This is a genomic window from Kushneria avicenniae, assembly GCF_900112585.1.
GTDB classification, from domain to species: domain Bacteria; phylum Pseudomonadota; class Gammaproteobacteria; order Pseudomonadales; family Halomonadaceae; genus Kushneria; species Kushneria avicenniae.
Genome location: NZ_FOLY01000006.1, coordinates 118445 through 143425 on the forward strand (window position 1 = coordinate 118445; position 24981 = coordinate 143425).

21 protein-coding genes are annotated in these 24981 nt (G+C 62.5%); 10 read left to right on the plus strand and 11 right to left on the minus strand.

The features are described 5' to 3' along the window. The first annotated feature begins 22 nt into the window (after positions 1 to 22). Complete coding sequence (gene yjgA / locus BM079_RS14090) at positions 23 to 589, plus strand: ribosome biogenesis factor YjgA (protein ID WP_090135326.1); 567 nt, start codon at positions 23 to 25, stop codon at positions 587 to 589. Here the strand turns inward: yjgA and tldD are convergent. From tldD to BM079_RS14125, 7 genes are all read right to left on the minus strand, one after another. After that, entirely contained in the window at positions 586 to 2061 is a 1476-nt protein-coding gene (gene tldD / locus BM079_RS14095; protein WP_090135328.1) for a metalloprotease TldD, read from the minus strand. The genes yjgA and tldD overlap by 4 nt on opposite strands. Further along, positions 2061 to 5939 carry a YhdP family phospholipid transporter gene (locus BM079_RS14100; RefSeq protein WP_090135330.1) on the minus strand — a complete coding sequence of 1293 codons (3879 nt, stop codon included), beginning with the start codon at positions 5937 to 5939 and terminating at the stop codon, positions 2061 to 2063. The genes tldD and BM079_RS14100 overlap by 1 nt, the downstream gene beginning before the upstream one ends. A gap of 2 nt (positions 5940 to 5941) precedes the next feature. Next, the gene (rng, locus tag BM079_RS14105; RefSeq protein WP_090135332.1) at positions 5942 to 7402 is read right to left on the minus strand and encodes a ribonuclease G; all 1461 of its coding nucleotides are present in this window, start codon (positions 7400 to 7402) and stop codon (positions 5942 to 5944) included. After that, positions 7399 to 8019: a Maf family protein gene (locus BM079_RS14110; RefSeq protein ID WP_380059365.1), complete on the minus strand. Its 621-nt coding sequence runs from the start codon at positions 8017 to 8019 to the stop codon at positions 7399 to 7401. Before BM079_RS14110 ends, rng begins: the two co-directional genes overlap by 4 nt. A gap of 77 nt (positions 8020 to 8096) precedes the next feature. Next, positions 8097 to 8573 carry a rod shape-determining protein MreD gene (gene mreD, locus BM079_RS14115; protein ID WP_090135336.1) on the minus strand — a complete coding sequence of 159 codons (477 nt, stop codon included), beginning with the start codon at positions 8571 to 8573 and terminating at the stop codon, positions 8097 to 8099. Further along, positions 8570 to 9442 (minus strand): rod shape-determining protein MreC, encoded by an 873-nt coding sequence (mreC, locus tag BM079_RS14120; protein WP_090135338.1) that lies wholly within the window; start codon positions 9440 to 9442, stop codon positions 8570 to 8572. Before mreC ends, mreD begins: the two co-directional genes overlap by 4 nt. Positions 9443 to 9542: 100 nt before the next feature. After that, the gene (locus tag BM079_RS14125; RefSeq protein ID WP_090135340.1) at positions 9543 to 10580 is read right to left on the minus strand and encodes a rod shape-determining protein; all 1038 of its coding nucleotides are present in this window, start codon (positions 10578 to 10580) and stop codon (positions 9543 to 9545) included. 223 nt (positions 10581 to 10803) lie between these two features. Here BM079_RS14125 and gatC point away from each other — a divergent pair, with 223 nt between their 5' ends. From gatC to gatB, 3 genes are all read left to right on the plus strand, one after another. Then, entirely contained in the window at positions 10804 to 11091 is a 288-nt protein-coding gene (gatC, locus tag BM079_RS14130) for an Asp-tRNA(Asn)/Glu-tRNA(Gln) amidotransferase subunit GatC (protein WP_090135342.1), read from the plus strand. A gap of 84 nt (positions 11092 to 11175) precedes the next feature. Then, positions 11176 to 12627 (plus strand): Asp-tRNA(Asn)/Glu-tRNA(Gln) amidotransferase subunit GatA, encoded by a 1452-nt coding sequence (gene gatA, locus BM079_RS14135; RefSeq protein ID WP_090135344.1) that lies wholly within the window; start codon positions 11176 to 11178, stop codon positions 12625 to 12627. 6 nt (positions 12628 to 12633) lie between these two features. Next, positions 12634 to 14088 carry an Asp-tRNA(Asn)/Glu-tRNA(Gln) amidotransferase subunit GatB gene (gene gatB / locus BM079_RS14140; RefSeq protein WP_090135346.1) on the plus strand — a complete coding sequence of 485 codons (1455 nt, stop codon included), beginning with the start codon at positions 12634 to 12636 and terminating at the stop codon, positions 14086 to 14088. A gap of 129 nt (positions 14089 to 14217) precedes the next feature. Here the strand turns inward: gatB and BM079_RS14145 are convergent, their stop codons facing one another. Then, positions 14218 to 14916: an SDR family oxidoreductase gene (locus BM079_RS14145; protein WP_090135528.1), complete on the minus strand. Its 699-nt coding sequence runs from the start codon at positions 14914 to 14916 to the stop codon at positions 14218 to 14220. Positions 14917 to 15207: 291 nt separating this feature from the next. Here BM079_RS14145 and BM079_RS14150 point away from each other — a divergent pair, with 291 nt between their 5' ends. From BM079_RS14150 to BM079_RS14175, 6 genes are all read left to right on the plus strand, one after another. Then, positions 15208 to 16128 (plus strand): polyprenyl synthetase family protein, encoded by a 921-nt coding sequence (locus tag BM079_RS14150; RefSeq protein WP_175489713.1) that lies wholly within the window; start codon positions 15208 to 15210, stop codon positions 16126 to 16128. Next, positions 16125 to 17594, plus strand: coding sequence for a phytoene desaturase family protein (gene crtI, locus BM079_RS14155; protein WP_090135348.1), 1470 nt, complete (start codon positions 16125 to 16127; stop codon positions 17592 to 17594). The genes BM079_RS14150 and crtI overlap by 4 nt, the downstream gene beginning before the upstream one ends. Further along, a complete protein-coding gene (locus tag BM079_RS14160; protein WP_090135350.1) occupies positions 17591 to 18523 on the plus strand; it encodes a phytoene/squalene synthase family protein in 933 nt (310 codons plus the stop codon). Before crtI ends, BM079_RS14160 begins: the two co-directional genes overlap by 4 nt. Further along, complete coding sequence (locus BM079_RS14165; RefSeq protein WP_175489714.1) at positions 18520 to 19656, plus strand: lycopene cyclase family protein; 1137 nt, start codon at positions 18520 to 18522, stop codon at positions 19654 to 19656. The genes BM079_RS14160 and BM079_RS14165 overlap by 4 nt, the downstream gene beginning before the upstream one ends. A 93-nt stretch (positions 19657 to 19749) precedes the next feature. Further along, a complete protein-coding gene (locus tag BM079_RS14170) occupies positions 19750 to 21135 on the plus strand; it encodes a glutamine synthetase family protein (RefSeq protein ID WP_090135355.1) in 1386 nt (461 codons plus the stop codon). Positions 21136 to 21204: 69 nt separating this feature from the next. Beyond that, positions 21205 to 21570: a hypothetical protein gene (locus BM079_RS14175; RefSeq protein ID WP_175489715.1), complete on the plus strand. Its 366-nt coding sequence runs from the start codon at positions 21205 to 21207 to the stop codon at positions 21568 to 21570. On the opposite strand, the gene BM079_RS14180 is transcribed toward BM079_RS14175, so the two are convergent. The 3 genes from BM079_RS14180 to BM079_RS14190 are packed head-to-tail and all read right to left on the minus strand — an operon-like array spanning position 21567 to position 24873. Beyond that, positions 21567 to 22409, minus strand: a complete 843-nt coding sequence (locus BM079_RS14180; protein ID WP_090135357.1) for an EamA family transporter — start codon at positions 22407 to 22409, stop codon at positions 21567 to 21569. The two genes, BM079_RS14175 and BM079_RS14180, sit on opposite strands and share 4 nt — an antisense overlap. Before the next feature lie 34 nt (positions 22410 to 22443). Further along, a complete protein-coding gene (locus BM079_RS14185; protein ID WP_090135359.1) occupies positions 22444 to 23751 on the minus strand; it encodes an NAD(P)/FAD-dependent oxidoreductase in 1308 nt (435 codons plus the stop codon). A gap of 45 nt (positions 23752 to 23796) precedes the next feature. Further along, positions 23797 to 24873: an ABC transporter substrate-binding protein gene (locus BM079_RS14190; protein WP_090135361.1), complete on the minus strand. Its 1077-nt coding sequence runs from the start codon at positions 24871 to 24873 to the stop codon at positions 23797 to 23799. Between the last annotated feature and the right edge of the window lie 108 nt (positions 24874 to 24981).

Here is a 24981-nt window from a genome sequence, read left to right on the forward strand (position 1 = left end):
CTTCGCTCGCCGGAGTCCCTGCATGTCGCCACGTAAAACAGCCCGCGCTCACTCCACCGAGGAGACGCCTGCCGATACCGACAGCCAGCATGACGAGTTTCATCATGACAATGGCCGCCCCAACAAGACCCGCCTCAAACAGGAAGCGCAGGATCTCAAGGCACTGGGCGAACAGATCATCGCCCTGTCCGAGGCCGAACGCGCGCGTCTGCCCCTGTCCGATGACCTGCTCGATGCCATCGAGGAAACCCGCCGCATCACTTCGCGTGAGGCCCGCCGACGTCATATGCAGTACGTGGGCAAGATCATGCGCCGTGAACAGCTTGACGAGATCCGCGCCGAATTCGATCTCATGGCCCGCGAAAAGCGCCAGCGCGAACTCGGCTTTCACCATCTAGAACAGTGGCGCGACCGCCTGATCGAAGGCGATAGCGACACCGTCACGGCCTTTGTCAACGAATACCCTGATGTGGACCGCCAGGCGCTGGGCCAGCTGGTGCGTAATGCCCGCGCCGAGCGTGCTGCCGACAAGCCACCGGCAAGTGCCCGCAAACTCTTTCGCCTGATTCGTGACGTCGCAGGGCTCTAGCCTTCCGCCCGGTCGGCCGTACCGCCGACCGTCATGGCGTCGAGTTTGAGCGTAGGCTGGCCCACGCCAACCGGCACGGACTGCCCGTTCTTGCCGCAGACGCCCACGCCGCTATCCAGCGCCAGGTCGTTGCCGATCATCGAAATCCGCCCCATGGATTCCGGGCCGTTGCCGATCAGTGTGGCACCGCGTACCGGGGTGGTGATCCGGCCGTTCTCGATCAGATAGGCCTCGCTTGCCGAAAAGACAAAGCGCCCCGAGGTGATGTCCACCTGCCCGCCGCCAAAGCTTGCGGCGTAAATGCCGTAATCCACCGAGGCGATGATCTCTTCGGGATCATGCTCGCCCGGCAGCATATAGGTATTGGTCATGCGCGGCATGGGCAGGTGCGCGTAGGATTCGCGCCGACCGTTGCCGGTCGGCGCCATCCCCATCAGTCGCGCGTTGAGTCGATCCTGCATGTAGCCAATCAGGATGCCGTCTTCGATCAGCGGCGTATACTGCCCGGGCGTGCCTTCGTCATCAACGCTCAGCGAGCCCCGGCCGTTGTCGCAGGTTGCGTCATCCACCACGGTGACCCCGCGCGCGGCCACCTGCTCTCCGATACGGCCACTGAATGCCGAGCTGCCGCGGCGATTGAAATCGCCCTCAAGGCCATGCCCTACCGCTTCGTGCAGCAGCACGCCCGGCCAGCCGTTGCCCAGCACCACCGGCAGCTGACCGGCCGGCGCATCAACCGCTTCCAGATTGACCAGCGCCTGACGAACGGCCTCTCTGGCGTACTGCTCGGCCACGTCATCACGCACGAATCGTGTCAGCGAAAAACGACCGCCGCCGCCGGCGCTGCCGCGCTCGCGCCGGCCGTTGCGGGCAGCAATCACCGAGACGTTGAAACGTACCAGCGGGCGCAGATCCAGCGCCTGAGTGCCGTCACTGTTTTGCACCATGACCGCGTCATAGGAAGCGCTCAGCGAGACGCTGACCCGGGTGACTGCCGGGTCCGCCGCGCGCGCAATGCGGTCGGCGCGCTGCAGCATGGCCACCTTGTCGTCAGCCCCCAGCGAGTCAAGCGGATTGTCACTGTCGTAGCGGGCAGTCACCGATACCGGCGCGTCAACTGCCATCGGCGGCGTACGCTGACCGGAACGCGCAATCAGTGACGCCGTATGCGCCGTGCTGGCGATGGCTTCACGGCTCAGCTGATTGGAGTAGGCAAACCCGGTCTGTTCCTGATGCTGCGCACGGATGCCCAGACCGCTGTCGATGCTGTACCCGGCCTCCTTGACCTCACCATCCTCCAGCGACCAGGACTCCCGCCAGCTGCGCTGCAAAAATATATCGGCGAAATCGATGCCCGGCCCCATGACCTTTTCAAGCCCGTCATGGAGCGCGGCATCATCGAGCCCGTGCGCCCCGAGCAGCAGGGTGCGGGCATCCTCTGATCGAGTGCCCGAAACGGATGGCGTTGTCATCAGCGCGTATGCTCCAGCTTGACCTGTGGCGATGCCCAGGGCCCCGCCACGTGATAATGAACCTGCGATACCCGATCGAACCAGGGCTCGAACAGCCAGTGTAAAAGATAGAGTACGCCACCCACCTGCGGTGCGCCCACCAGCACTGCGGCCAGTGGCAGATTCTGGGACACCGGCACGGTGACGCCCAGATGGGCATCCAGCGTATTTTTCGGGATATCGACCTGTCCCTGCACCGAGAAGCGGGTAGCAGAGCCATCGAACCGAACCGGCTCTACCGTGCTGACCACGCCCTCATGCAGCGTCGTGCGTGCCTTGACCGATTTGAAGGCGATTCCGGAGCGTGTCACGTCCGAAAAGTTGAGCTGAAGGCGCCGGATCAGATTGTCCAGATTCAGCAGCGAGACCAGATTGGCCCAGCGCGACTGTACAAAGGTCAGTCGTCCGCTGCCGAGATCGGCATTGACGCTGCCGTTGGCGCTGGCCACATCGAACTGCCATGGCGCTCCCGGCCAAGCCAGTCTGGTATCGATTTTGCCCTGATCGGTCTGCAGCACGTTGTCGATCCCGAACGAGGCCATGGTGTTGCCCAGATTGCCGGCAGCGGCGTCAAGACGCAGCCGGGTGAGACTGGGCAGGCTGCCGGCGCGCTCCCAGACCAGCTGCCCGCTGGCGTCCAGATCGCGCATATGAATCTGCAGCGGTGAGATATCGATACGCTCATCGTCGGAATGCCAGCGTCCCGAGACACTGCCCAGCATATTGCCGTCAAGACGCACCTGATCGACCGTGAACTCGCCGTCACCCAGACTTGCCAGACCTTCCGGATAGGCCGTCAGCGTTGTCCCGGCGCCCTCCGAATCATCGGCCGTCTCGCTGCTGCGTTTTGATTCGGTCATCAGCGGCGTGAGATCCACCCAGTCGATATGCACGATCACCGGCAGCTGCGGGTCGTCGCGCCAGTCGGCCGTACCGCTCAAAAAGGAGCTGTCGACGCTGGCGTGCCAGTCGTTCCCGCGGACTTCTGCCAGCCCCCGGGCACTGCCGAGACAGGTGACGCCAAACAGCACGCAGTCAGTGTCGACCGCCACACGCTCGATCGGCGAAATCTTCTGCGAAGGGGCATCCGGCCGTCGACGACGGCTGTTGTCATCGGCGGTGTCGGAGAGCTGCGAGATGGCCAGCTGCCAGGCCATCAGATCCAGTCGGTCCGCGTGCCAGTTGACCTGCCAGTGCTCCTGATCGGGCCACTTGACGTTTTCCGGCGGCATCTGCTCCAGCCAGACCTGGCCCTGATGGCTGTTATGCCGCCAGCGTGCGCGCACCAGATCGCCGATTTGCATCTCACCGGCACCGCTGCCGACATCGACGTCCAGCGTCAGCGGTAGCGGTGTATCGGGAGATTTCTGAAACGGCTGCGGCAGCTGCAGCGACAATCCCTTGAGCGGGGTCTGCACATGAATCTGTGCGCCGCTGTCACCCAGCATGATCTGCGCCGTGTAGTCGATCGGGCCGTGGACGATGGGAATGATGTTCTCAAGCCCCAGCCAGCCGGCCACCCCTTCGGCGTAGCCATGCCCCGAGATGTCGATACCGCCGTCCATCAGATGCAGGCGCGCCCTGACCGGTCCCTCGAAGACGCGGGCATCCAGCGTGCCGGTAATACTGCTCTGTTGCTGCCGGTAACCGTAGTGCACATTGCCCTCGATATCGGTGACGGTCAGATCCGACTCTTTTGAGTACAGCGTACCGCCGTCCAGCCGGCCGTCGCCCCTGATCGTGACGGCATCCGGGTCCGTCGTCGGCAGCGACACATTGACCGAACCGATCAGGCTGCCGCTGGTGCGCCAGGTATCGAGCGTCTCGCTGAGCGACTGATCCTCCAGTGGCGCCTTTTGCAACAGCGACAAAAGATTACCGGCATCGCCGGTCACCAGCGCCGAGAGCGTAAACTGCTGGTCCTTGAGCGATGCCTTCGCGCCGCGTGATACCAGCCCCATCAGATTGGCATGGGTAATATCGGCGTCGAAATTATTGCCCGACATCGTGAAACGGCCATCCAGCCCGGTAACCGGCGGCCACCCCTCCTGCCAGGTCATACTGACGTTACGGGCCTCGACCGACAGTTTCACCTTGTCCTCATCCGGCGCCCCGGGACGATCATCATTGAACACCAGTCGCAGCGCGATCTGACCTTCGGGGATATCGGCCCGATGAATGCGCTTGTCCAGCCAGACACGTACCTCGGGGTCATCAATGGCGCGCACCGGCAGCCACTCCCGCGGATGTTCGGCCGAGACATTTTCAAAGGCGACGTTCATGTCAAAGCGCTCCGGCTGGCCCGGGGGCGCCGTCAGGGTAAAGTCTCCGCTGGCGTGAGCACCTCGATGCTCGAGTTCGATATCGCTGCCGCCAAAGTGAATTCCGCCATCATCGTCCACATTGAAGGCAAGTCGGCCGGTGACGTTGTCCAGCGTCCAGGGCGTCAAAAAGACTTCCGGCATGTTCAGTTCAGTGTGACGTGCGCCAAAGTGGATTTGGGCGTCCAGCCCTTCGGCCGTCAGCCAGCCATCGACAGGCCCGAAACCGGGGATCTGCTGCACCGGCTGGCTCGAGATGTCCCTGAGCGCCGCACGCGTCTCGATCGGACCGCCCTGCTGACGATGAATGGCGATGCCGTCCACGCGACCCTTGAGCGCCATCCCCGACAGCATCTGACGGCTCTCGTCATCCGGCAGCGGTATGAGATCGGCAATGGCGGTGATGTCATCAAGTGCCAGAGGCGTGGTGGTCACGCTGAAATCAGCGAAGTCCTTCGAGGCCTCAAGCTCGACAGCCTCGGGCAGCAGGGAGAGTGGGTGACCATCCCGCGACAGGCCCAGCTGTTCGATGCCCCCCTGCCAGCGGCCGTTGGCTGTGCGCTCAAGGCCTGCCTCGAGCGTGATATCGTTGAGGGTGAAGGCCGCATCACGATGCGCCCCGGACAGGGACGCCACGCTCAGCGACAGCCGTCCGCTCGCCATGGTGCCGTCGTGCCAGCCCGCCCATAATGAGACCTGACCGCTGGCGTCTGAAACGCCGTAATCCGGCCACAGAGCGCTCCAGAGCGTGGCCAGCTGTCGAACCTGCTCGGCATCCGCGCGGACCTGGAGCTGCCCGTCAAGCGGGGCAACACTGTCAAAACGCCCGGCCAGACCAAGGCCCTCTTCCTCGGCGCCTTCCCAGTGCGCCGAGGCCGAAATCGTGCGTGGGCGACGCTCGCCACCGGTAATGGCCAGGTGATCAACCAGCAGCGAGGTGACCTCACCGTACTGATCGCTGTCGGCATCCGGCTTTGAAGCGCTCTGTGGCAGGCGACCGTGAAAGTCGATGCGCGCGTTGTGCAGATCAACGGACTGCTGCATCAGCGTCTCGACCCAGGTGGTCAGGCGCTCGGGCGAGAATTCAAAGGGCGCATCATCGTCCTCCTGTGAAGACGGCCCCCAGCCCCACTGCCCCGGTTCGTTTTCGTAGAGATCGATCGTGGCATCGCGGGTCTGGAATTTCGAGAATGTCGGCGCATGGCCGGTCAGCAGATCAATCAGATCGACTCGGGCATCCATCGAGCCCAGCGACAGCAGCGAGCGCATGCCCTCATCGCCATCAAGGGCCAGATTGTCGAGCGTCACGACCAGCTCGCGACCGTCCAGCTCGAGGCGCAGATTCTGCCAGCGCGCGTGCCAGGACGATGGCAGTGGCAACAGCTCGACCACCTGCTGCTGCAGGGCCGGCTGATTGAGTACGCCAAGGCGCAGCGAGGTGGCCACCACTGCCAGCAGGAGCAGAACGATCGCCACCAGGGTCAGTAGCCAGCGCGTCAGGATTCGCAGCGAAGACATGATCACATCAGTACGATGTCGTACTGCTCCTGACAATAGTGCTGTTCCACCTGAAAGCGGATGGTCTTGCCAATGAAACCTTCCAGGTCCGCCACCGCCGTTGATTCCTCTTCATGCAGTCTATCTACCACGCTCTGGGCGGCCATGACCAGATAAGTGTCGGGCGAATAGGCGCGCTCCTCGCGCATGATTTCACGAAAGATCTCATAGCAGACGGTCTCCGGTGTCTTGAGCGTGCCACGCCCCTTGCAGACGGGACACGTTTCACAGAGCACATGCTCCAGGCTCTCCCGGGTGCGCTTGCGCGTCATCTGTACCAGCCCCAGCTCGGTCACGCCCGACAGCCGGGTGCGGGCATGATCGCGCTCCAGGGCCTTTTCAAGCACGCGCAGCACCTGACGCTGATGGTCACTGTCGAGCATGTCGATGAAATCGATGATGATGATGCCGCCCAGGTTGCGCAGGCGAAGCTGTCGCGCAATGGCCGTGGCCGCCTCGAGGTTGGTCTTGAAGATGGTCTCCTCGAGATTGCGATGCCCCACGAAGGCGCCGGTATTGACGTCGATGGTGGTCATGGCTTCGGTCTGATCGATGATCAGGTAGCCACCGGATTTCAGATCGGCGCGACGCTCCAGCGCCCGCTGCAGCTCGTCCTCGACCGAGAAGAGATCAAAGAGGGGACGCTCGCCGGGATAATACTCGATCCGCGATTCCAGCGAGGGCATCAGCTCGCGCGCAAACTCGCACAGGCGATCATGATTCTCTCTTGAGTCAATGCGGATGCGCTCGATATCGTCGCGCATCACATCGCGCAGCGTGCGCGTGGGCAGCGCCAGATCCTCATAGAGTACCGCCGGCGGGCGCGTGCCGCGCCGGGCCGCATCGATCTTGCGCCACAGTCTGAGCAGAAACTGCATGTCGGCCGCCAGCGAGGCTTCATCAACCCCTTCGGCAGCCGTGCGAATGATAAAGCCGCCGATCAGGCCATCACGGGCACCGGCCTGAGCGTTGACCATGTTGCGAAGCCGTTCGCGCTCGGCGTCATCCTCGATGCGCTGGGACACCCCGGTATGGGAGGCGCCCGGCATGTAGACCAGATAGCGCGAGGGAATGGAGAGCTGGGTGGTCAGGCGAGCCCCCTTGGTGCCCATGGGCTCCTTGATCACCTGGACCACCAGCGACTGGCCTTCGTGCACCAGCGTGCGAATCGGTGCGGCGTCCTGTCCGGGGTGACCGGCCGGCATCAGCTCGTGGGCGTGAATAAAGGCGGTGCGGGGCTGACCGATATCGACAAAGGCCGCCTGCATGCCCGGCAGCACCCGCACAACCTTGCCCATGTAGATATTGCTGACGATGCCCCGGCACTGATCCCGTTCGATCCAGGCTTCCTGGAGCACGCCGTTTTCAACCACCGCTACCCGGGTTTCCATTGGCGTCATGTTGATCAGGATTTCACCGCTCATGACGCCTCCCCCCTGTCGCCCGGGCTGTCGGCAAGCCAGGGCGCAATTCCCTGACGCGCCAGCAGCTGCGCGGTTTCACAAAGCGGCAGACCGACAATGCCCGACCAGCTGCCCTCGATGCGCGACACGAACATGGCGCCGCGCCCCTGCAGGGCGTAACCGCCGGCCTTGTCGCGCCCTTCGCCACTGGCAACATAAGCACTGATCTCGCGCGTTTCCAGCGCTCGAAAATGAACATCGCTGACCACGCAGGCTTCCAGCAGCCCGGCAGGGCCGACGACGGCCACAGCGCTGATGACCTGATGCGAGCGCCCCGACAGGCGACGAAGCCATGCGCGGGCCTGCTCATCGCTTTCAGGCTTGCCCAGAATCTGACCTTCCAGCGATAGCGCGGTATCGCCACCCAGTACGGGCAGCGCCGTGGCGAGCCCCTGCTGGCCGGCCCGAGCCTTTTCACGCGCCAGTCGGGTCACGTACTCCAGCGCCGGTTCACCAGCGCGCGGGGTTTCATCCAGGTCCACCGGACAGGCGCACGGAGCCACGCCAATGGTGGCCAGCAGTTCAAGGCGACGGGGCGACGCCGAGGCGAGAATCAGATCAGGCGATGACATGCTCATGGACTATCCGAAAAAGGGGCTGCAAAAGCGCCATGACCCATCGACAGGCACGCCATCCGGCAGGTGCGAAAGGGCCATCAAAAGGAGGCAAAGCGTCGGCGTATGATCTGCATCAGGGTAAACAGCCAGGGCCACAGTATGCCACCCAGAAGCGCGGCATAGACAAACTCGAGATGCAGCGGCGCCCCCAGTATCAGCGCGCGCAGCCACTGCTCGAACAGCTGCATCAAGGCCAGCACCAGCGTGACCAGCATGGCCTGTCGCCAGAGCGCATAGATGCGCATGCGCTGGTAGAGCAAAAGCGTCAGAAAGGCGATGGCCGCATACAGCAGGGCATTTTCCCCCAGCGGCGTCCCCTGAAGCAGATCGATCAGGATACCGACCATGAATCCATGGAATACCCCCACGCGGTACGGCGTGATGATGCACCAGTAGATCAGTACCAGCCCCACCCAGTTGGGCCGCCACAGCAGCCACTCTTCCGGCAGGGGCATGACCTGCAGGATGAGGGCACACAGAAAGGACAGCGGAATGACCGAGGAGTACCCTCTCATGGTCGCGTCTCCTGTCGGCCGATGCGCGGTGCGACCTGAAGTGCCGCGTCCACGGCTTCCTGACTCAGCCGCTGACGGGTGGGCTTGAGCTGATCATGGGTGAACAGCAGCAGGAAGTTGCGACTGCGGTCAAGCCGAGCGATGGGCAGAGCCTCCACGGTGGCAAAGGGCGTGCCCGCATTGCGTACGATACGGCTGACGCGGGCTACCGGGTAACCTTCCGGGAAACGCCCTGTCAGCCCCGAGGTCACCAGCAGGTCCCCTTCCCGGATGTCGGTATTGTTGGGCACGTTGTCCAGCGTCAGGCGATTGGCCTGACCGGCGCCGCGAACAATGAAGCGCAGCCCGTTGCGATTGACCTGCACGGGCACCGAATGGCTGGCATCGGTAATCAAAAGCACTCTGCTTGAATAGCGAGACACCGAAATCACCTGCCCGACCAGACCGGCTGAATCCACCACCGGCTGACCGTTGTAGACGCCGCTTTGCTGGCCGCGATCAATGATCATCTGCTGCAGGAAGGGGTCATTGTCGAGCGTCAAAAGGCCGGCTGTAAGCCAGGGAATCTCCTGGCGCGGCGTCGCCCTCAAAAGCTCGCGCAGGCGCGTGTTTTCCTCAGACAGACTCGCCATGCGCTGAACACGCTGTGACAGGGTGAGCAATCGCTCGCGCAGTCGGCGATTGTCGTTGACCAGACGGGTCTGATCGCTCAGGGCAAGGGAGGCCAGACTCAGGCCCCTCGAGGGCAGACTGACGATCCACTGCACCGGCGCGACCACGGTCGATACCTGGGCACGCACGTCCTCCATCCAGCTCATGCGCTGATCGGCAAACATCAGAAAAGACGCCAGAATGACGCACAGGATCATTCGGTAGCCGGGAATGGGACCGTGCGAAAAGAGCGGTTTGATAGGCCTTCCTCCCGCGAACCGGATGCAGCCGGCGCGCCCGCGCCGGCCGCTGCTGTCATCAGTCGGTAGACAGCAGTTCGAAGGTATGCTGATCGATCATTTCGAGCGCCTTGCCGCCCCCGCGCGCCACACAGGTCAGCGGGTCCTCGGCGATGATGACCGGCAGGCCGGTTTCCTCGGCAATCAGCTTGTCGATATCGCGCAGAAGACCGCCACCGCCGGTAATCACCAGACCGCGGTCGGCGATGTCGGAGGCCAGTTCCGGGGGCGATTGCTCCAGCGCACTCTTGACGACCGCCACGATCGAGGAGAGCGGCTCCTGCAGAGCATCGAGAATCTCGTTGGAGTTCAGGGTAAAGCTGCGCGGTACGCCCTCGGCAAGATTGCGTCCGCGAACGTCGATTTCACGCATTTCACCGCCGGGCCAGGCACAGCCGATCTCTTCCTTGATGCGCTCGGCAGTGGCCTCGCCGATCAGACTGCCGTAGTGACGACGCACATAGGCCGTGATCGCTTCATCGAAGCGGTCGCCACCCACGCGCACGGACTCGGAGTAGACCACACCGGACAGGGAGATGATGGCAATCTCGGTCGTACCGCCGCCGATGTCGACCACCATCGACCCGGTGGCTTCCTCGACCGGCAGACCGGCGCCAATGGCGGCTGCCATCGGCTCTTCGATCAGAAAGACTTCACGGGCGCCCGCCCCTTCGGCGGACTCCTTGATGGCACGGCGCTCGACCTGCGTGGACATGCAGGGAACGCAGACCAGCACACGAGGGCTGGGCGTCAGGAAGGTGCTCTGATGCACCTTCCTGATGAAATACTGCAGCATCTGTTCGGTCACGGTGAAGTCGGCAATAACGCCGTCCTTCATCGGACGAATGGCCGTGATGTTGCCGGGCGTGCGTCCCAGCATTCGTTTGGCATCAAGGCCGACAGCGGCCACGCTTCTCATGCTGCCGGACTGGCGAATGGCCACGACCGAGGGTTCATCGAGCACGATACCGCGACCACGTACATAAATCAGCGTGTTGGCTGTTCCCAGATCGATGGACAGATCATTGGAAAACAACCCCCGTAAACGTTTAAACATGAAAGTCTTTCACCTGGGCCAGACCGGAACTTGTGCGGATGCAAACGGTATCATCGCCGTCATGATGCGGCAAGCAGCCCGCCTGCCATGCCGCCGCCGCTTATGATACCTTCTTCTCACAATGTGGCCCCGCTTCTTTTTGTTGCTTTTATGCAGCCCGAACGGAAGCCGGCCAGCCACGCTTTTGCTCTCAACTCTTGTACCGTTCAAAGGTAGAACCGCCATGGCTATTGAACACGCCAATGTTCTGCGCGCAGCGCATCTGGCTCGTCTGGGCGTGACTGATGCCCAGGCCGAACGCTACGTCGATGATCTATCGCGCATTCTGGAGATGGTCGACCGGCTCGCCGAAATTGATACCGAGGGCGTGGCGCCGCTGTCCCACCCGCTGGACGCCACCCAGCCCCTGCGTGCTGACGAGGCGATCGAAGCCGACCGTCGCGATACCTTCCAAAGCGTTGCCCCTGCCACCCAGGACGGCCTCTATCTGGTACCGCGCGTGGTCGAATGATCAGCGCCGCATCCGATGGTTTCGAGACCCGACAGATCATGGACGCTGCCCCGACCGGGAACAGCCAAGGAGTAACACCCCGTCATGCATGACAAGACACTTGCCGAACTGGCCCGCGGTCTGGCCGCCGGTGACTTTTCCAGTCGCGAGCTGACCGCTTCGCTGCTCGAACGCATCCAGCGTGTTGACCCCTCGCTCAACAGTTTCATTACCGTTACCGGCGAGCAGGCGCTTGAAGAAGCCGATACCGCTGATGATCTGCGTCAGAAGGGTCAGGCCGGTGCCCTTGGCGGCCTGCCGCTGGCCTACAAGGATATCTTCTGCACCGAGGGCGTACGCACCAGCGCCGGCTCGAAGATGCTCGACAACTTCATCGCGCCCTACAACGCAACGGTCGTTGAAAAGCTGCGTCACGCAGGCACGATCAGCCTTGGCAAGACCAACATGGATGAGTTCGCCATGGGCTCGTCCAACGAAAACAGCTACTACGGCCCGGTCAAAAACCCCTGGAATTCGACGCTGGTACCCGGCGGTTCTTCCGGCGGCAGCGCTGCCGCCGTGGCGGCCGGTCTTGTTCCGGCAGCACTGGGCACCGACACCGGCGGTTCGATCCGCCAGCCAGCCGCGTTCTGCGGCATTACCGGCCTCAAGCCGACCTATGGACGCATCTCGCGCTACGGCATGATCGCCTACGCCTCGAGTCTGGATCAGGCCGGCCCCATGGCCCGCACGGCGGAAGACTGCGCGATGCTCATGAACGCCATGGCCGGCCACGACTCGCGTGATTCCACCAGCGTGGCACGCAATGTGCCCGACTACACCCAGGATCTGGACAAGCCGCTCAACGGCCTCAAGGTCGGTCTGCCGGTGGAGTACTTCGGTGACGGTCTGGCGCCCGAGGTGGAAACCGCCATTCGCGAGGCCGTAAAGGTCTATGAATCCCTCGGCGCCCGGATCATCGACGTCAGCCTGCCCCACACACGCCTGGCGATTCCGGCCTACTACGTCATTGCCCCGGCCGAGGCGTCCTCCAATCTGTCGCGCTATGACGGCGTTCGCTTTGGGCACCGCTGCGACAACCCGATCGATCTCGAGGACCTTTACAAGCGCACCCGCGCTGAAGGCTTTGGCGATGAGGTCAAGCGCCGCATCCTGATCGGCACGCACACCCTGTCGGAGGGCTTTTTTGACGCCTATTACCGCAAGGCGCAGCAGGTTCGCCGCCTGATCCGTCAGGATTTCCTTGATGCCTTCAGCCACGTGGATGTGCTGATGGGGCCGGCCGCGCCGACCACCGCCTTCGAGCTGGGCTCCAGGGCCGACCCGGTGCAGATGTATCTGCAGGACATCTACACCATCGCCATCAACCTGGCCGGCATCCCCGGTATCAGCGTGCCTGCCGGTCTGGTCGACAACCGCCCGGTCGGACTTCAGATTCTGGGGCCACATTTCGGTGAGGCCCACCTTCTTAACGTGGCGCACGTCTATCAGCAGGCCACGGACTGGCATCAGCGCCGGCCCGAGATCAAGGAGTAATACAACATGCAGTGGGAAGTCGTGATCGGGCTTGAAGTCCACGTGCAGCTTTCAACCTGCTCGAAAATCTTTTCCGGCGCCTCGACCGCGTTCGGCGCCGAGCCCAACACCCAGGCCTGCGGCATTGATCTGGGCCTGCCGGGCACGCTGCCGGTACTCAATGAAAACGCCGTTGCCATGGCGGTACGCTTTGGTCTGGCGATCAATGCCGAAATCCCCGAGTACTCGGTGTTCGAGCGCAAGAATTACTTCTACCCCGACCTGCCCAAGGGCTATCAGACCAGCCAGATGGCCCATCCGGTCATTGGCCGGGGCGAGGTCGACATCACGCTGGGCGATGGCACCGTCAAGACCGTGCGCATCCATCATGCCCATCTGGAGGAGGATGCCGGCAAGTCGCTGCATGAAGACTACAGCGGCATGACCGGCATCGATCTCAACCGTGCCGGCACGCCACTGCTGGAAATCGTTTCCGAGCCCGACATGCACAGCGCCGAGGAAGCCTCGGCCTATATCCGCGCCATCCACGCCATCGTGACCTATCTGGGCATCTCCGATGGCAACATGGCCGAAGGCTCGATGCGCTGTGACGTCAACGTGTCGCTGCGTCCGAAGGGCCAGGAAAAGCTGGGCACCCGCGCCGAGATCAAGAACGTCAACTCCTTCCGCTTCGTCGAGCGCGCCATTGCGTTCGAGATCGAGCGCCAGAGCGAGATTCTCGAGGAAGGTGGCGTCGTGGTTCAGGAGACCCGTCTCTACAACCCGGATCTGGACGAGACCCGTTCGATGCGCACCAAGGAGGAAGCCAACGACTATCGCTACTTCCCCTGCCCCGATCTGCTGCCGCTGATGCTTGATGAGGCCTACGTCGAGCATCAGCGTTCACTGCTGCCGGAGCTGCCGAGCGAGAAGCGTCAGCGCTTTGTCGATTCACTCGGGCTTTCCACCTATGACGCCGATGTTCTGACCGGCTCACGTCCGCTGGCCGAGTATTTCGAAGCCGTCCAGAAACACTGCGGGGATGCCAAACTGGCCGCCAACTGGGTACAGGGCGATCTGCTGGGCCGGCTCAACCGCGACGGGCTCGACATCACCGAAAGCCCGGTCAGCGCCGAGCAGCTCGGCGGCCTGCTCATGCGTCTGGCCGATGACACCATCAATGGCAAGGCGGCCAAACAGGTCTTTGCCGATCTGTGGGAGTGCAAGGGCGAGACGGCCGACGAGATCATCGACGCTCGTGGCCTCAAGCAGGTCACCGATACCGGCGCGATCGAATCCCTGTGCGATCAGGTCATTGCCGACAACCCGGTGCAGGTGACGCAGTACCGCGAGGCGACCGAAGACAAGCGCGGCAAGATGATCGGCTTTTTCGTTGGCCAGGTCATGAAGGCCTCACGCGGCACGGCCAACCCACCGCAGGTCAACGCCATGCTCAAGGAAAAGCTCGACGCCCTGCTTTAGACCTCTGTTATCACGACATGACATGTACGAGTCAGCAGCGAGTACAAAAGGGACGCCACGAGGCGTCCCTTTTTCATGTCGTCCATGTCTTTTTGATCACACCCCTTGAGGCGCAACCACAGCGGCTCATCACTCCTCGATCGGCGGGGTCGGCAGAATGCACATGTCGTGGACTTCCACGTGTTTTGGCTGGGTCAGTGCAAAAACCACCGAACGGGCAATATCATCCGGCGTCAGGGCATCTTCCTGAGGCTCATCGAAAAAGGGCGTATCCACCAGGCCCGGCTCGATCAGCGTCACCCGCATGCCACTACCCTTTACCTCTTCGCGCAGATTGTAGGTCATGGCCTGTACGGCACTTTTGGTGGCGCCGTAAAAGGAACCCGGCATGATCCGGCGCCCGGCAACGGACCCCGTGATCAGCACATGGCCCCGGCTTTTCTTGAGCTCGGCCATGGCCGCACGTACCGTCAACGCCGGCCCAAGCACGTTGGTCAAAAGTACTTCACGCCACTCTTCCGGGTCGCTGCCGCTGTAGCCCCGCCCTTCAAGACCGCGCCCGGCATTGGCAAACACGGCGGCCAGACCGCCGAAATGCTCGACCACCGAGGCCACCAGCTGCGCCTGTGCCTCCCAGGACTGTACATTGCAGGTAAACGCCATCGAACGCACGCCGTACTCCTGCTCGAGAGATTCGGCCAGCGTTTCAAGACGCCTGGTACTGCGCGCTGCCAGTGCCACGTTATAACCGGCCTGCGCCGCATGGCGGGCACTGGCCTCACCAATGCCGGTAGACGCGCCTGTAATCAAAAGCGTTGGATTGGCCATCTCTGCCTCCTGTGCGATCGGACCCATCAAATCCTGCGATCAAGGATGTGCAGTGAGCCTGGCAAGCCCCCTCGAAGTGCGCCACCAGCACGTGCAGGCCGATTGCCTGCACACCAGAGGCAGCCCGTCTACCTTTTCAGCAACCATGACAGGAACTGTGCTTTTCGGCTATTTTGGAGTAACCCTTTTTATTGCCCTGTATCAATGAATGACCTGGCGTTTACACGCAAGTGCCAGGTGACCACAACAATGGATGTCGGTCGCAATCGCGCGTCAGACAAGGAGAAATTCATGACCGGCCTGACGTCTCCGATCGTCGAACGCCACCCCGTAGAGGACGTCCCAAACGCCTCTCTCAATCACGACATTCACACTACCCTGACGCAGGCGCTCAAGGATGACGGCCGTCAGGGCATGATTCGTGATGCCATCAATCACCACCTGACCGCCGCCGGTGGCTATCTACGTGCCCGACTGGGCTATCACACCGGCCGGGCACTGGACCTGAGCCATGACGAGGCGCTGACCTGCGCCGGCATCAGCGAGCTTTTGCACAACGCCTCGCTCATCCACGACGACGTGCTCGATCATGACAGCATGCGACGCGGCCAGCGCAGCGTCTGGCGCGTGTGGAATGAAGGCGTGGCCATCTGTCTGGGCGATCTTTTCATCTCTGCCGCCTACGGTCTGATGAGCGGGCTGAGTACTCATGCCGAACGTCTGCCGGTGCTGCTGTCCTGCGTACATCATCACGTTCAGACCACCATTCACGGCCAGGCCGAATGCTTCAGTCTGGCGATGGGGCCAGAACCGGAATTCGAACAGTGCAGTCAGGCCGCCTGCGGCAAGTCCGGCCCGCTGTTTGCGCTGTCGCTGGAAGCGCCGCTGTTGCTGACCGGCCATGACGGCGCCATCGACAGCGCCCGCCAGGCCGCGCTGTCGTTTGCCACGATCTACCAGCTTATCGATGACATCGAGGATTTTGACAGCGACATGAGCGATCAACAGCAGGGGGCCTGCAACATGCTTCACGCGCTGGGCAACCGTGGCGATGCTACCCCCATGGCGTCGGCGCGGGATTACGGCCGCCACCAACTGGAGCGCACTCGCCAGCTGGCAGGCACACTGCCCAATGGCTGCGGACAGGCCCTGATCGAGGAAGCCCATCGGCTCGAGGAGAAGCTGATCAGCATCACGGGAGAGCGCTCATGAGTCGTGCTCTGGTCATTGGCGGCGGCTTCGGCGGCATGGCGGCCGCCCTGCGCGCGCGCAGGAAGGGCTACGACGTCACCCTCATCGACCGCTGCGAATCGCTGGGCGGTCGCGCCCAGGTCTTTACCGATCAGGGTTTTCGCTTTGATGCCGGCCCCACGGTCATCACGGCGCCCTTTCTGTTCGAGGAACTCTTCGAGCTTTTCGGCAAGCGTCTGGAAGATTATGTCGAGATGGTCGCGCTCGATATCTGGTATCAGTTTTATTTCCAGGACGGGCGCACCTTTGATTACGGTACCGACATGTCGGCGACGCTCGCCAGCATTCGCCGCTTCAACGAGCGCGATGTCCAGGGCTATCAAAACCTTTTGAACACCTCGAAGGAGATCTTCGAGATCGGCTTCGAGCAGCTGGCCGACCGCCCTTTTCATCAGTTCTCGACCATGGCCGCACAGATTCCGGCCCTTTTGAAACTGAAAAGCTATCGCTCGGTGTGGCAGATGGTCTGCGCCCACATCGAGGATGACAGCCTGCGTCAGGCCTTTTCGATTCCGCCGCTGCTGGTCGGCGGCAATCCGTTTCGAACTACCAGCATTTACGGTCTGATCCCCTGGCTTGAACGCAAGTGGGGCGTGCACTTTCCAATGGGCGGCACCGGCGCACTGGTCGCTGCACTTGAAAAATTGATGCGCGATGTCGGCATTACCATCGAGACCGGCACCACCGTCAAACGCATCCTGAGCGAGCACGGGCGCGCCAACGGGGTCGAGCTTGAGAGCGGCGAAAAGCTGCCGGCGGAGGCCGTCATCAGCAACGCCGATGCCGCGCATCTGTATACCCATATGGTCGATCAGGTCTCGAGCAGCGCGAAGCTCAAACTGGCCGGCGCCAAATATTCGATGGGCCTTTTCGTGCTTTATGTCGGTACCAACCGGCAGTTTCCTGACATCAAGCATCACACCATCTGGATGGGTCAGCGCTATCGCGAGCTTTTGGAGGACATCTTCGAGCATCGCGTGCTGGCCAACGACTTCTCGCTGTATGCGCACCGCCCCACCGCCACCGACCCGTCCTTTGCCCCGCCCGGCTGTGACTCGTTCTACATTCTCGCACCCGTGCCCAACCTGCAGGGCGATGTGGACTGGTCACGTGAAGGCGACAAACTTGGCGATGCCATTATCGACGCGCTGGACCGCACCACGATGCCGGGCTTTCGCGAATCGATCGTCACCCGTTTTCACATGACGCCGCAGGACTTCAGCGAGCGCTACCTGTCGATGCACGGCACCGGCTTTTCGATTGCACCGATCTTTCGCCAGTCAGCCTGGTTTCGCTTTCATAACAAAAGTGAAGTGCTGGACAATCTCTATCTTACCGGCGCCGGCACCCACCCGGGCGCGGGGCTGCCGGGCGTGCTGTCCAGCGCCCGGGTTGTCGATCATCTACTGCCGGAGGCCGGTGCGTGAAGTCACAGACCGACACCGCCGAGGCCATTCTGGCACGACACGGCAAGTCCTTTCGTTTTGCCAGCTACTTCATGGAGCGCGACGACGCCCACGACGCCGCGCTGCTATACATGGTCTGTCGTGAGCTGGATGATCTGGCCGACCAGGACATGCCCACCGAGGCCGAAAACGCCGGTGCGCATCAGCGTCTGATGACCATTCGCCAGGAGCTGCTGGCCGGCACCGGCAGTGACCCGCTCACAAAGGTGCTGATCGATCTAAGTGTGCGGCGTGGCCTGGACACTCGCGCCGCCGTGGCGCTGATCGATGCCCTGATCGAGGATGTTCGCACTCCGGCGCTGATCGGCAACGAGCATGAGCTGATGCGCTACTGCTATGGTGTGGCCGGTGCCGTCGGCGTATTGATGTGCCCGGTAGTCGGCGCCGACGACAGCGCCATCCCTCATGGCATCGATCTGGGCCTTGCCATGCAGATGACCAACATTGCCCGCGATGTACGGGAAGATGCCGACATGGGCCGTCGCTATCTGCCGGCTGACTGGGTTGATCATTTATCGCCAGATGAACTCATTCATGCCGACAGCGAACAACGCGAGCAGGTTGCCCACGCGGTGGATCGTCTGCTCACCCGGGCCGAAGCCTACTACGCCAGTGCGGCCGACGGTTTTAATCGCATCCCCGGCCGGAATCGACGCGCCATCGCCGTGGCCGCCGACGTCTATCGCGCCATCGGCGAGCGCCTGCGTCGCGAACGACTGGCCTGGTGGCAGGGCCGCGTGCACGTTCCGCTGACCGGCAAGATATGGCTCGCCACCCGTCGCTTGAGCGGACACGGCACCATTCAGGGCAGTGGCACCCACTGTCACGACGCCGAGCTGCATCGCCATATTGCCGATCTGCCCGGCGCCCACGCGCCCAGCGGGTCATGAGCCGCCAGAGCCCTGATCTCGTGATTCTCGGCGGCGGCTGCGCCGGGCTGAGCCTCGCCTATCGACTTGCCCGGCATCAGGACGCACCGCGCACCCTGATCGTCGACCCGCGCAATGACTACACCAACGATCGCACCTGGTGCGGCTGGCCGGTCACTGCGCACCCCTTTCAGGAAGACGTCCGCGCCCGCTGGCATGACCTGACGCTTCATACCGACCGGGCCAGCACCACGATTGAAAGCCGGCGTTATCCGTACGAGATGCTCGAGGCCGAGCGTTTTTATAGCCGAACGCTGGCCGCCGTTGAGGCACACCCATCCATCGAAAGAATTCAGGCTCATGCGGTCGACGTTGAAGATCGCGAGGATGGCGTGACCGTCACGCTGGACAGCGGCGAGACGGTTCGGGCGCGCTTCGGGGTGGATACCCGCCCCCATCCGAAGCCGCTCACCTCGCCCTGGCTGTGGCAGGACTTTGCCGGTATCAACGTCCAGGCCGACAACCTCCCCCGGCACGCCGAGCTGATGGACTTTCGTGTCAACGATGACCCTCAGGCCGGCATCGACTTTCTCTATGTGCTGCCCTACGCACCGGATCAGGCCCTTTTCGAATGGACACGCTTTGGTCGACCGCCCACCGATCCAGGCACGCTTGAACACAGACTGGAAGACTATCTGGAAACCCGCCTTGGCCCGGGAAAGTGGCAGGCCCTGCGCCGTGAAACCGGTACGCTGCCCATGGCGCCACCAACGCGCACCAATGGTCGCTCCATGGTCGTGACGGGTGCCTATGGTGGCGCCATGCGCGCCGCCACCGGCTATGCCTTTCACGCCATTCAGCGCTGGGCTGATGAATGCGCCGATGCGTTGCTCAAGGGCCAGCCGCCGGTGGGCGCGCGACCAGGTCGGGTATTACCACACCTTGACCGTATTTTCATGAGCACGCTGGCACGCCACCCTGAACGCGCCCCCGAGTTCTATCGTGGGCTTTTCGAGCATGCGCCTACCGACAGCCTGATCCGGTTTCTAAGCGGTGTCCCGAGCGTGCGCGATACCCTGTCAGTCATGAATGCCCTGCCCTGGGCGCCGCTGATCGGAAGTACGCTGCGTCATGCTCTACCCGGGCAAACATGACTGGCCCTGAATCCACCGGAAGCGGCACTGTCATTTTCAACGCGCTTGCGTAGTATCATCTGATATTTTCAGCCCCGTCCGAGCCGCTCGATCATGACCGATACCTCCGCCACTGGCCCTTTTGAAGCGCGCCAGTTTCTGGACGCCCATCCCGAGATCACCCAGATCGACGTGTTGATCAGCGATCTCAATGGCGTACTGCGTGGCAAGCGCATTCCGCGTGCGAGCCTTGAAGAGGCCTGGACCAGCGGCGTTAATCTGCCCGCCTCCATTTTTGCGCTTGATATCACCGGCAACATGGTCGAGGAAACGGGGCTGGGACTCGACAGCGGTGATGGTGACCGCGCCTGCCTGCCGATTCCGGGTACGCTGGTACCGGTCTCCTGGCATCGGCGCACGCCGACGGCGCAGCTTCTAATGACCATGGTCGAGCCGGATGGCAGCGGTTGGAACGCCGATCCACGCCAGGTTCTGGCGCGCGTGCTGGAAGGCTTTACCCGTCAGGGGCTGACCCCGGTGGTAGCGATCGAGCAGGAGTTCTATCTGCTGGACGCCGAACGCAATGACCGCGGCCAGCCTCAGCCGCCACGCTCGCCGCTGACCGGTGAGCGCGCGCGCTCCAGCCAGCTCTATTCGATCAGCGAACTTGATGAGTACGCCGATTTTATCGACGCTATTCACGAGGCCTGCGCCCAGCAGGGGCTGCCGCTGGATACCGCGCTCAAGGAGTGCGCCCCAGGTCAGTTCGAGATCAATCTGCGCCACCGAGACGATGCCCTGCGCGCCTGCGATGACGCGGTGATGCTCAAGCGTGCCATCAAGGGGGTGGCCCAGCAGCAGGGGTTCGAGGCCACTTTCATGGCCAAACCATGGGGCAATGAAGCCGGCAGCGGCACCCATGTGCACATCAGTCTGCTTGATGAAGACGGCCGCAACGTCTTTGCGGCCAGGGACAAAAACCCCATGGGCAGCGCGCTGCTGCATCAGGCCATCGCGGGGGTACTGGAATTGATGCCGGCCTCAATGGCGGCCTGTGCGCCCAACCTCAACGCCTTTCGACGCTTCCAGCCCGGGCTTTACGTACCGATGACGCCCTCCTGGGGGCTGGATAACCGCTCGGTCGCGGTGCGCATTCCCTCGGGGCCGACGGCGGCCACACGTCTGGAACATCGCGTCGCCGGTGCAGACGTCAATGTTTATCTATTGTGTGCGGTGCTGCTGGCCTCCATGGCCCACGGGCTTGATGAACAGCTGACACCGCCGCCGCCGATCGAGGGCAACGCCTACACCCAGCTTGACGCTACCCTGCCCGACTCATGGGGCGTGGCGCTGGAGCTGTGGATGGAAAGCGACGTGCTGGGCGAGCGGCTCGGTCGTGGCTTTCAGCAGATCTACTACGCCAACCGGCAGGCCGAACGGGCACTGGCGCAGCGCACCGTCAGCGCGCTGGAGTATGACTGGTATCTGCGCCTGGTCTAGGTGCTGGACAACCCAGGACTGACTCTACCCGCTGCGCATGCAGGGCGAGAAAATGCCCATGAGGTGTATATGAACAGGCGTCGCTCGAGCGTACTGACTTTTTCGGTTGCCATGGCGACAGGTGCTGCGATCCGGGCGCTGTCACCGCTAGCAGGTGGCCACATGGAGCCCTGGGATGACGGCGTGTACTACAGCGCGGCGCTCATGCTGGCCGGCGCCGTGTCGGCGCTTGTGATGTCCGGGCCCCTACCGGCGCTCTATGCGGGCTGCCTCGCCGGGCAGATCCTTTTTGCATTGACGTTGCTGCCGCTCGAGCCGCTTTTTTCCGTGGGTATCGGATTTCTTCTGGCGTGGTCGCTGCTGTTTGTCGCCAGTGCCTGGCTTTGTCTTGTCGTTCGCCCCATGGTCATGCACGCTTTCAGGCAACGCTTCTAATTCAGCCGTAGCAATACCACGCCGGACAGAATGATTACGCCGGCCACCAGCCGCTGGCGACTCAGCCGCTCACCAAGAAAGAGCGCCGAAATGGCGAGCGCAAAGAGCACGCTGGATTCACGCAGCGCCGCCACCAGGGCAATAGGCGCCTGACTCATCGCCCAGATGGTCGCGCCATAAGCGGCCATCGACATGGCACCGCCCAGCAGCCCGACGCGATAGTGGCCCGCAATGGCGGCCAGTGTCTGTCGTCCGCGCATCCCCCACAGCAAAAGCGCCATGCACAGACCATTGAGCGCGAAAAGCCAGAGCACATAGCCGATGGCGTCGTGGTTGGCACGTGCCCCCAGTCCATCACTGAGCGTATAGAAAGCAATAAACGCAGAGGTGATCAGTGCATTGATCAGTCCGACACGAGGCAGCTTCGTCCTGCCGTCACCGCGCACGGCCATCCACCAGATACCGCCGGTCAGCAGCGCCACCCCGACATGGCCGGTCAGCGAGGGCTGATCTCCCAGGGCCACCAGCCCGACCAGCGCCACTATCAATGGCGCCGAGCCGCGCGCGATGGGATAGACCTGGCCAAAATCACCGCGGCCGTAGGCCCGCGCCAGAAACACGTTATATCCCACATGCAAAACGGCCGAGAGCCCAAGCCAGCGCCAGGCCGCGGCACCAGGCACGCTGACGGCAGGCAACATGACCAGAGCGATTCCCCCGGCCCCAACCTGAATCAGCGTGACCGCCAGCAGCCGATCGAGCCCCACCCGCACCAGAGCGTTCCAGCCGGCATGCAGCGCGGCAGCGCACAGGACGATGACGAAAACGTGGGCGCTCATGGGTTCGATGCATCGCTATCACATGGCGCGGCCATCACATGCCGAGCCGGTCGCGCAGCGCGTAGTACCAGGCGCCCATGGCGGAAAACGGCACGGCAAAACGCCGCCCACCGGGAAACGGCAGGTGTTTGATACCGGCGAAGGCGTCAAAGCGTGCACTGTCTCCCTTGATGATCTCTCCCATCAGCCGTCCGGCCAGATGCGAGGACGTCACCCCGTGGCCGGAGTAGCCCTGGGCGTAATAGACATTATGGTTGAGCCGCCCGAACTGCGGCAGTCGATTGAGCGTCAGCAGAAAATTGCCGCTCCAGGCGTAATCGATTCTGACGTTTTCAAGCTCGGGGAAGGTCTTCAAAAGCTTGGGGCGAATGGCACCCTCAATGCTGGCCGGATCGCGCCCCCCATAGGTGACGCCGCCGCCATAGATCAGGCGCCGCTCGGCCGAGAGGCGGTAGTAGTCGAGCAGATAGTTGCCATCCTCAACGGCGCGATCCGTAGGCAAAAGCCGCTGTGCGGTCGCCTCATCCAGCACTTCGGTGGCGATTACCTGGGTGCCACAGGGCATGGAGCGATCAGCCAGTTCAAGAACGATATTGCCCAGGTAGGCATTGCCGGCGATCACGGCACGCTCGGCCTCGATCACCCCCTCCGCGGTATGGATGCTTACCCGCTCGCCGTACTCGAGCCGAGTCATGGGCGAGTGTTCGAAAATGACACCGCCAAGAGACTCGAATGCCGCCGCCTGCCCCATGACCAGATTGAGCGGATGCAGATGCCCGCCGGAGTGATCGAGCAGCGCCCCCGTATACCTCGCGCTGCCGATCTCGCGCCGATAGGCCTCACCTTCCAGCAGCTCCAGTTCCCTGTGGCCGTACTTTTCCCACAGCGCCCTGTGATGTCTGAGGGCAGCCAGTTGCTTGTCATTGCAGGCGGCAAAGAGGTTACCGTTTTTGAGATCGCACTGGATATCGTACTGCTCGATGCGCTCGCGGATGATGCGATTGCCCTCGAACGCCATATCGCCGAGCGCCCGGGCAGAAGCCTCGCCAAAGCGCGCCTCGATCATATCCATATCGCGGCTGTAGCTGTTGACGATCTGGCCGCCGTTGCGACCGCTCGCGCCGAAGCCTACACGCTGCGCCTCGAGCACCGCGACGCGAAAGCCCTGCTCGGCCAGATGAAGGGCGCTGGAAAGACCGGTAAAGCCGGCCCCCACCACACAGACATCCACGCTTTGATGGCCGGCAAGTGCCGGGCGCTCGGAGGCTGCATTCATGGTGGCGGCATACAGCGAGCGGGTATGGCCGTCTTGTTGAGTCGATACAACATCGGGCTGGGTCATGGCGTTTTACCCTGCATCACGGCCCGGTTTTCGGGCCGTTGTGGTTTAGCGACTACGCATTTCGTTGTTGAGCTGCGACAGCACCCCCAGCTGCGCCTTGTCGATCGGAGGCACAAACACCAGACGCGAGCGCTCCTCGTCACTGAGCTGCGAGGGCGGCTTTTTCAGAGCGTCATCAAGCTGACCGAGGGCGGCCTCATTGGGCGTGGCATAAAAGGTGTAGTTACTGATGCGCGCTGCCACATCCGGGCGCAGAGTGTAGGCGATAAACGCCTGCGCCAGCTCGGGGTGCGGCGCCCGCTTCGGAATCGCCAGCGTATCGATACCGCGCTGACTGCCCTCTTTGGGCACGAAAAAGCGCAGATGACCGTAGGTATCCTGGTTTTCGGCCTGACGCCAGGCCAGATCACCGTTGTAGGTCATGCCCATGGCGCTGACGCCGCGTACGATCTGATCAATGGTCGCGGTGCTGTCGGTAAATCCGATGAAGTTCGAGCGGTGTTTGGTGCTCACCAGATGCCGCGCGCTATCCACCCACTGATCCTTTTGCGTACAGTCAAAGCCGTAGCCCAGTGAGGCGCAGGCGGCCCCGAACAGCACCTGTGGATCACCACCCAGCAGGGTAAAGGGCGCGTTCGGATTCTCCTGCGGATCAAACAGCGCCGACCAGCTGCGCGGCACGTCATCGAGCACCCGACTGTCATAGACGATTCCGGTCACGCCCCACTGATAAGGCACACTGTAGCGATTGCCTGGGTCATAAGCAGGGTCCTGAAACTCGGGCAGCAGGTTTTCAAGCCCCGGCAGCTGATCATGATCCAGCGGCTGAATCAGATCCGCCGCGACTAGACGCGGCACGAAATAGTCGGTGGGCACGACGACATCGTACTGGGCATCGCCGCCGCTGCGCAGCTTGGTGAACATCTCGGCGTTGGAGGTAAAGAAGTTCTGCACGATGCGAACGTCGTGTTCACGCTCGAAATCCTTCAGCACGTCCGGCGGCATGTACTCCGTCCAGTTGAAGAGATAAAGCGTGTCAGCGGTTTTTTCACCCGCACTGGCGGTCAGACTGGCCCCGGCCAGCATCAGCACCCCCGCCCGCCACCATCGTGATTGTGTCATTGTTGTTCCTCTTGATGATTCTTTTGTGGGCGTTGATGAGTGTTCTTATCGGGCTCGCACACAAGCCAATATTCAACGCCGTATTGTCGAGCGCAGGCACTTTTCAGG

Bases quoted from the DNA above. Each gene is read 5' to 3' on its own strand.
- yjgA (WP_090135326.1), top strand. From the start codon at position 23: ATGTCGCCACGTAAAACAGCCCGCGCTCACTCCACCGAGGAGACGCCT.
- tldD (WP_090135328.1), bottom strand. From the start codon at position 2,061: ATGACAACGCCATCCGTTTCGGGCACTCGATCAGAGGATGCCCGCACC.
- BM079_RS14100 (WP_090135330.1), bottom strand. From the start codon at position 5,939: ATGTCTTCGCTGCGAATCCTGACGCGCTGGCTACTGACCCTGGTGGCG.
- rng (WP_090135332.1), bottom strand. From the start codon at position 7,402: ATGAGCGGTGAAATCCTGATCAACATGACGCCAATGGAAACCCGGGTA.
- BM079_RS14110 (WP_380059365.1), bottom strand. From the start codon at position 8,019: ATGAGCATGTCATCGCCTGATCTGATTCTCGCCTCGGCGTCGCCCCGT.
- mreD (WP_090135336.1), bottom strand. From the start codon at position 8,573: ATGAGAGGGTACTCCTCGGTCATTCCGCTGTCCTTTCTGTGTGCCCTC.
- mreC (WP_090135338.1), bottom strand. From the start codon at position 9,442: ATGATCCTGTGCGTCATTCTGGCGTCTTTTCTGATGTTTGCCGATCAG.
- BM079_RS14125 (WP_090135340.1), bottom strand. From the start codon at position 10,580: ATGTTTAAACGTTTACGGGGGTTGTTTTCCAATGATCTGTCCATCGAT.
- gatC (WP_090135342.1), top strand. From the start codon at position 10,804: ATGGCTATTGAACACGCCAATGTTCTGCGCGCAGCGCATCTGGCTCGT.
- gatA (WP_090135344.1), top strand. From the start codon at position 11,176: ATGCATGACAAGACACTTGCCGAACTGGCCCGCGGTCTGGCCGCCGGT.
- gatB (WP_090135346.1), top strand. From the start codon at position 12,634: ATGCAGTGGGAAGTCGTGATCGGGCTTGAAGTCCACGTGCAGCTTTCA.
- BM079_RS14145 (WP_090135528.1), bottom strand. From the start codon at position 14,916: ATGGCCAATCCAACGCTTTTGATTACAGGCGCGTCTACCGGCATTGGT.
- BM079_RS14150 (WP_175489713.1), top strand. From the start codon at position 15,208: ATGACCGGCCTGACGTCTCCGATCGTCGAACGCCACCCCGTAGAGGAC.
- crtI (WP_090135348.1), top strand. From the start codon at position 16,125: ATGAGTCGTGCTCTGGTCATTGGCGGCGGCTTCGGCGGCATGGCGGCC.
- BM079_RS14165 (WP_175489714.1), top strand. From the start codon at position 18,520: ATGAGCCGCCAGAGCCCTGATCTCGTGATTCTCGGCGGCGGCTGCGCC.
- BM079_RS14170 (WP_090135355.1), top strand. From the start codon at position 19,750: ATGACCGATACCTCCGCCACTGGCCCTTTTGAAGCGCGCCAGTTTCTG.
- BM079_RS14175 (WP_175489715.1), top strand. From the start codon at position 21,205: ATGAACAGGCGTCGCTCGAGCGTACTGACTTTTTCGGTTGCCATGGCG.
- BM079_RS14180 (WP_090135357.1), bottom strand. From the start codon at position 22,409: ATGAGCGCCCACGTTTTCGTCATCGTCCTGTGCGCTGCCGCGCTGCAT.
- BM079_RS14185 (WP_090135359.1), bottom strand. From the start codon at position 23,751: ATGACCCAGCCCGATGTTGTATCGACTCAACAAGACGGCCATACCCGC.
- BM079_RS14190 (WP_090135361.1), bottom strand. From the start codon at position 24,873: ATGACACAATCACGATGGTGGCGGGCGGGGGTGCTGATGCTGGCCGGG.